This is a genomic window from Plesiomonas sp. (genome assembly GCF_051650925.1).
Classification (GTDB): domain Bacteria; phylum Pseudomonadota; class Gammaproteobacteria; order Enterobacterales; family CAMTGL01; genus Plesiomonas.
The window spans coordinates 1-6,222 of record NZ_JBOFRH010000227.1 but is presented as its reverse complement, the minus strand read 5'-3'; the positions used below and the strand labels follow the sequence as shown (position 1 = coordinate 6,222).

General features: G+C 43.2%; 8 protein-coding genes. 5 read left to right on the top strand and 3 right to left on the bottom strand.

Annotation, left to right across the window (positions count from 1 at the left end):
- Positions 1–8: 8 nt before the first annotated feature.
- From ACRC27_RS05420 to uspE, 3 genes are all read left to right on the top strand, one after another.
- Positions 9–176: an urease accessory protein UreH domain-containing protein gene (locus ACRC27_RS05420; RefSeq protein ID WP_438639373.1), complete on the top strand. Its 168-nt coding sequence runs from the start codon at positions 9–11 to the stop codon at positions 174–176.
- Between the two features lie 65 nt (positions 177–241).
- Positions 242–991, top strand: a complete 750-nt coding sequence (locus ACRC27_RS05415; RefSeq protein ID WP_438621827.1) for an FNR family transcription factor — start codon at positions 242–244, stop codon at positions 989–991.
- 149 nt (positions 992–1,140) lie between these two features.
- Entirely contained in the window at positions 1,141–2,106 is a 966-nt protein-coding gene (gene uspE / locus ACRC27_RS05410) for a universal stress protein UspE (protein WP_438639372.1), read from the top strand.
- A gap of 204 nt (positions 2,107–2,310) precedes the next feature.
- Here uspE and ACRC27_RS05405 read toward each other — a convergent pair whose 3' ends face one another.
- On the bottom strand, positions 2,311–3,231 hold the full coding sequence (locus ACRC27_RS05405) for a cation diffusion facilitator family transporter (protein WP_438633574.1): 921 nt from the start codon (positions 3,229–3,231) through the stop codon (positions 2,311–2,313).
- 308 nt (positions 3,232–3,539) lie between these two features.
- On the opposite strand from ACRC27_RS05405, the gene ACRC27_RS05400 reads away from it, so the two are divergent.
- Both ACRC27_RS05400 and ttcA read left to right on the top strand, forming a co-directional pair.
- Positions 3,540–3,887 carry a hypothetical protein gene (locus ACRC27_RS05400; protein ID WP_438639371.1) on the top strand — a complete coding sequence of 116 codons (348 nt, stop codon included), beginning with the start codon at positions 3,540–3,542 and terminating at the stop codon, positions 3,885–3,887.
- 320 nt (positions 3,888–4,207) lie between these two features.
- A complete protein-coding gene (ttcA, locus tag ACRC27_RS05395) occupies positions 4,208–5,143 on the top strand; it encodes a tRNA 2-thiocytidine(32) synthetase TtcA (RefSeq protein WP_438621823.1) in 936 nt (311 codons plus the stop codon).
- A 71-nt stretch (positions 5,144–5,214) separates the two neighbouring features.
- On the opposite strand, the gene efp is transcribed toward ttcA, so the two are convergent.
- On the bottom strand, positions 5,215–5,784 hold the full coding sequence (gene efp / locus ACRC27_RS05390) for an elongation factor P (RefSeq protein ID WP_438623153.1): 570 nt from the start codon (positions 5,782–5,784) through the stop codon (positions 5,215–5,217).
- A gap of 45 nt (positions 5,785–5,829) precedes the next feature.
- Positions 5,830–6,222: elongation factor P maturation arginine rhamnosyltransferase EarP (gene earP, locus ACRC27_RS05385; RefSeq protein WP_438639370.1), on the bottom strand; the 393-nt coding region annotated here is incomplete at its 5' end.

The window sequence follows — 6,222 nt, the reverse complement described above, 5'->3', positions numbered from 1 at the left end:
GCGCTATTATGCTGTTTTTTGGGCTAGGCACATTACCGGCCATGCTTGCTGTAGGCCATACTGCTGAATATCTACGAAAACTGCTGGCCACAACACTGTTTAAACGTGTTTCGGCACTGCTTCTTCTAACCTATGGGTTGCAAACCGCTTATGTTGCGGTTCAACAGTTGACATAATTAGCAAATCAGTAAGCAAACGTGGTAAAATTGACCAAAATCAATATCAGGCAGTGTTATACGGTATGATCCCAGAGAAAAAGACGATCCGTCGCATCCAATCCGGTGGCTGCGCTATCCATTGTCAAGACTGCAGCATCAGTCAGTTGTGTATTCCTTTCACGCTGAATGAGAGTGAATTGGATCAGCTTGATAATATCATCGAGCGTAAAAAACCGATTCAAAAAAGTCAGGCACTGTTTAAAGCCGGTGATGAGCTAAAATCACTGTATGCGATCCGTTCTGGAACCATAAAAAGCTATACCATTACCGAACAGGGTGATGAGCAAATTACTGCTTTTCACTTAGCCGGTGATCTGGTTGGTTTTGATGCTATCAACTCAATGACACACCCTAGTTTTGCACAAGCACTAGAAACATCAATGGTCTGTGAGATCCCCTTTGAAGTGCTTGATGATCTCTCGGGTAAAATGCCTAAACTGCGTCAGCAGATGATGCGCTTGATGAGCAGCGAAATTAAAGTAGATCAAGATATGATCCTGCTGCTGTCAAAGAAAAACGCAGAAGAGCGTTTGGCGGCCTTTATTTACAATTTATCACGCCGTTTTGCAGCCCGTGGTTTTTCACCACGTGAGTTCCGCTTAACCATGACACGTGGTGATATTGGTAACTATCTTGGCCTGACTGTTGAAACTATCAGCCGCTTACTAGGCCGTTTTCAAAAAGCCGATATTCTAGCGGTAAAAGGCAAATACATTACCATTAATGATATTGATGCCCTCTCGGTACTCGCCGGTAACAATAAATCGGCCTGATCGACAAATTACCTGAATCGGGTCAAAGATTACTCATATTCTTGACCCGTATCTCTCTTCTTCCTGCCCGCTTCTGCTATCTATATATTACGAACTATCTACACATGTAGATTCAATAACCAGTAACCTCACACATTAAGGGGGACTGTATGATTAAGTACCGTAATATCCTCGTTGCAATTGATCCCAACCAAGAGGATCAACCTGCATTAAGTCGTGCCATCTATCTTGCTCAGCAAGAAGAAGGTGCAACGATTACCGCCTTTTTATCTATCTATGACTTCTCTTATGAGATGACATCAATGCTCTCTGCCGATGAGCGCCAAGCTATGCGCAACGGCGTTGTCGGGCAACGCATAAGCTGGATCAAAGATGTGCTTGCGCAGTATACGCAATCTGACAATAGCGGTAAGAGTGCAGTGCCCATAGAGATTAACGTTGTCTGGCACAATCGCCCTTTTGAAGCCATTATTCAGCAAGTTATTCGTGGAAAACATGATTTACTGATCAAAACAACGCATCAACATGATGGATTAGAGTCACTCATTTTTACACCAACAGACTGGCATCTGTTACGTAAGTGCCCATGCCCTGTGTTGATGGTCAAAGCACAAGCATGGCGTGAATACAGTAAATTGCTGGTTGCAGTAAACTTATCGAGTGATGAAGAGTACCATTTAGAGTTAAACCAGAAGCTAGTCTGTGAGGCACAAGCACTGAGTAAAGCACTGCCACAGTCTGAAATTCATCTGGTAAATTCCTACCCTTCTACACCTATTAATATCGCGATTGATATTCCTGAATTTGACCCTACTACTTACAATGATGCCATTCGTGGACATCACCTGCTCGGCATGAAGGCATTACGCCAGCACAATAATATTGATGCCGAACATACGCATGTTGTTGAAGGTCTACCGGAAGAGATTATTCCCGATATTGCCACTCAACTTGATGCCGAATTAGTGATCTTAGGCACAATTGGTCGTACCGGATTTTCAGCAGCATTTATCGGTAATACAGCAGAACATGTTATTGATCGGCTTACCTGTGATCTATTGGCTGTAAAACCAGAAGGGTTTATCTGCCCGATTGATGCCGAGAGCACATTGTAAATCGGTGCTGTATAGACAGTAATCTGTTGTATAAGTGAGCCATACAGCAGCCGTTATTATCTTCTACACAGATCCGGCAAGGCTATTTTAGTTTCTCACCACTTTTTATTAGCCTTGCCGTTTTATTTTTATAGCCAGTCGCCTTTTATAGGCGCTGTATTTTATAAGCTGAATCTTTTATAGGCGTTATTTTTTATACTCTTGCTATAGCCAACGAGTCTCACTGGTAAAACAAAGTGACAACCATGGGTCACTCCCCAGCTCATCCCCCAACTCAGCCCATAATTCAGCACGAATATTATCTTGTCGGTGTATACCCCAATCCCCTTCGCGTGGAACAAGAATATTCACTTCAACTTCATAGCGACGACCAATTTTTGCCAAATGGCTGGAGTATTCGATAAACCCGTGACGAGTGGCAATATGCGATAATGTTTGATCTAAATGATCTGAAAGTGAGGAGCGCGGTGCAACAAGTAACACTTCACGTAAGTTACGGCGTAACACATTAATGGGGATCAGCATCGCAACCAAAGCAAGTACCAACACCATTACGGAGTCAATGTATAGATTCATCCAAGCAAATTGGGTAGGTTCGAGCAGTTTAGCAATACAAAATCCAACCAATATGGTGGCACTTAATAGGCTATCTACCAACCACTCTTTGGCATCTACACTGACCAGCTCTGAGTTTACCGAGCGGGCAACCCGAGATTCAAACCAATATACCGTTAAACAAAATAGGGTTGATAGCGATGCATAGATTAATGCACTGTCGAGGTTAACCGTATGTCCACCGGTACGAATAGAGAGCAGAGCATTGAAAAATGCGTACATACACGTCAATAAAATAATACTGCCGTTTACCACATTAATCAGAGGTTCAAGGTGAGCGTAGCCATATTGAAAGCGGTGGTCATCTGGACGAGCAACCAGATAGGCGGTCATTAACCCGAGCCCTGTCATCGCCATACTGAGCAATGAAAACAGACCATCCATAAAGATGGCATCAGATCCAACAGATAAACCATAACCAATACCAAAGCCAGACATAATGATTGTTCCGGCCAATGACAGTTTTAAAGCCTGACGTTCCCTAATAAGGGCATGGTTAATAGCAACCATAAGTGTTCCTCCATTCAAATAAAAAAATGATACACATGAGTGATGTTTTTGAGCCGACGTTTTAGAGAGCAAAAATTATGCAGCACACGTTATATAGCACACGCCATATAGGACAAAGAGTCTAATATGGCTCATTAAGCCCTGCTCAGGCCACAACCGTAGAGTCAAAAACAGCTAGAAGATAGCATACAGATAATATTTGTACCCGACTCTATCTTCCTCTTTCCGATAAGACTTATCGTGTTTATCGTTTTATAATCACAAAAGATATTAAAAACACACTTTTAAGCACGTTTACGCTAATCATCATGATGACAATAAATTCTGAAAACCCCTTCTCGGCACGCTGGAGTCGAGCAGGAAATACGCTGTGTTTAGGACATTGGATCATTACCTACAACGATGCATTACTGAACATTCCTGATAAAAATAATGAAAATCATATGGATACATATGGGATTTACTCTTTTATGTCACCAGATGACCCACTATTTGCCGAAGGGCTACATTGTGATGAGTGGATTATTAAACATGCCGACTGGGTTGTTGACTGTTTTATTGATCACGCAATTCCGGTTGATGAAATGCACTTACGCTGGTTTTATGAGGCCATTAATCTGGCCGATTGGCGCTGCGGAAGCTGTGGTGGCTGCTAAGAACAGCCTGAGAGTCTAGTTATTGTCACATGTTCAAGGTATATTCTTCAACGTATCGAATTTTCGATATGCCGTTATTCAGGAGTAGGCCATGACTCGTGACGAGTTACTTCAATGGGCAGATATTGAATCTGCCAAAGCCAACGGAATGGCTGCCCTGAACAGTTATCACGGAAAAGAGTAATCTACTGGCCCGCTCTGCGGGCTTTTTTTTGTCGCAATTTTTGTGGTAATAACGGCAGAAAACCGTACCATACGCGGCATAGATTTATTGTACCAGATGCAATGTTTGCATCTTAGAGAATATCAGCATTAGAAATATGACGATGACACAAGATCTTAATCAAAAACAACAGTATAACTTCAATAAACTGCAAAAACGTTTACGCCGTGAAATCGGCACGGCGATTGCTGACTTTAACATGATTGAGGAAGGCGACCGGATTATGGTCTGCTTGTCCGGTGGTAAAGACAGTTATACGCTGCTCGATATTTTGCGTAATTTGCAGCAAAGTGCGCCAATTAATTTTGAACTGATTGCCGTAAATCTGGATCAGAAGCAGCCTGGTTTTCCGTCAGAAATCCTGCCTGCTTATCTGGAAAGTATCGGTGTTGAGTACAAAATTGTTGAAGAAGATACCTACTCTATTGTTAAAGATAAGATCCCCGAAGGCAAAACGACCTGCTCGCTCTGCTCACGCTTGCGCCGCGGTATTTTATATCGTACGGCGACTGAGTTGGGTGCAACCAAGATTGCATTAGGGCATCACCGCGATGACATCCTCGAGACGATGTTCTTAAATATGTTCTACGGTGGAAAACTCAAAGGTATGCCACCAAAACTGGTCAGTGATGATGGTAAGCATGTGGTGATCCGCCCACTGGCATATTGCCGTGAAAAAGATATCGAACGTTATGCTGAGGTGCGTGACTTCCCGATTATTCCGTGCAACTTGTGTGGTTCACAACCAAACTTGCAGCGTCAGGTCATCAAAGAGATGTTACGTGGCTGGGATAAGAGCCATCCGGGTCGAATTGAAACCATGTTCCGCGCAACGCAAAATATTGTTCCTTCACACATGTGTGATAGCGCATTGTTTGATTTCAAATCTATTCATGCCGGCAGCGAAGTGGTTGATGGCGGGGATATTGCGTTTGATAGGCAAGAGATCCCTCTGCAACCGGTGGGTCTAGAAGATGATGAAGATTTGGTCGTCAATATCGGCGAACGTCTTGATATTGTTGAGCTGAAATAACCGCAAAAAAAGAGAGCGCATTGCGCTCTCTTTTTATTTTCACACCAACATGTTCTTACACGATCAATCAATTACTTGTTGATACGGCGCTTGAATTCATTGGTACGGGTATCGATTTCGATCATATCGCCAATTTGTACAAAGTCAGCGACGGTCAGCGTGTAGTTAGTGCCGACCAGTGTTGCTGGCTTCATCACTTTGCCTGAAGTATCACCACGCGCAGACGGCTCGGTGTAAGCAACTTCACGAACGATAGTGGTTGGCAGTTCTACGCTGATAGCTTTATCGTTGTAGAAGGTCACTTGGCAGATATCTTCCATGCCGTCTACCATGTAGTGCAGCATTTCGCCCAAGTTTTCAGTTTCGATATCATACTGATTGTAATCACTGTCCATGAATACATACATTGGGTCAGCGAAGTAAGAGTAAGTACACTCTTTACGCTCCAGAATGATATCTTCCATTTTTTCGTCAGCTTTGAAGACTGTCTCGGTTCCCGCACCAGTTAGCAGGCCTTTCAGCTTCATTTTACACACGGCAGAGTTACGACCGGATTTGTTAAATTCGGACTTCAGTACAATCATTGGCTCGCCGCCAATCATAACTACGTTACCGGCACGGATTTCCTGAGCAACTTTCATCGGTATTTCCTGTATTCAACAAGAGTTTTTGAAAAGCGCCGTATTCTAACTGCTTTGTGAAAATTTCACTAGCTGACAAGCTAAATCTTCTGTCAAAGCTAACGTATTTGCCCATTCGAGTGCCTGTTTTTTCAGCAAACCATACTCATTATCTAAAGTAGACCATGCTTTTAGCTCACACTGACCTGCATTATAACCCTGACAAAACTGCTTCATAGGTTCGGCCAGCGCTGTTGGCCATGCCTCAAGATAGCGGGTTAAAAAGGCATCTAATTTTTCGATATGTGCCTGTTCTTCTTGCGGATAGATATGCCAGATAAAAGGAACGCCTGCCCACTGAGCTCGGATAAAAGAGTCTTCGCCGCGAATAAAATTCAGATCGCAACTCCAGAGCAAACGATCAAATCCGGCCTGATCAGTAAACGGCAATACCTCCAA

Coding starts and splice junctions, on each gene's coding strand:
- ACRC27_RS05420 (WP_438639373.1), top strand. CDS start 9: ATGCTGTTTTTTGGGCTAGGCACATTACCGGCCATGCTTGCTGTAGGC.
- ACRC27_RS05415 (WP_438621827.1), top strand. CDS start 242: ATGATCCCAGAGAAAAAGACGATCCGTCGCATCCAATCCGGTGGCTGC.
- uspE (WP_438639372.1), top strand. CDS start 1,141: ATGATTAAGTACCGTAATATCCTCGTTGCAATTGATCCCAACCAAGAG.
- ACRC27_RS05405 (WP_438633574.1), bottom strand. CDS start 3,231: ATGGTTGCTATTAACCATGCCCTTATTAGGGAACGTCAGGCTTTAAAA.
- ACRC27_RS05400 (WP_438639371.1), top strand. CDS start 3,540: ATGATGACAATAAATTCTGAAAACCCCTTCTCGGCACGCTGGAGTCGA.
- ttcA (WP_438621823.1), top strand. CDS start 4,208: ATGACGATGACACAAGATCTTAATCAAAAACAACAGTATAACTTCAAT.
- efp (WP_438623153.1), bottom strand. CDS start 5,784: ATGAAAGTTGCTCAGGAAATCCGTGCCGGTAACGTAGTTATGATTGGC.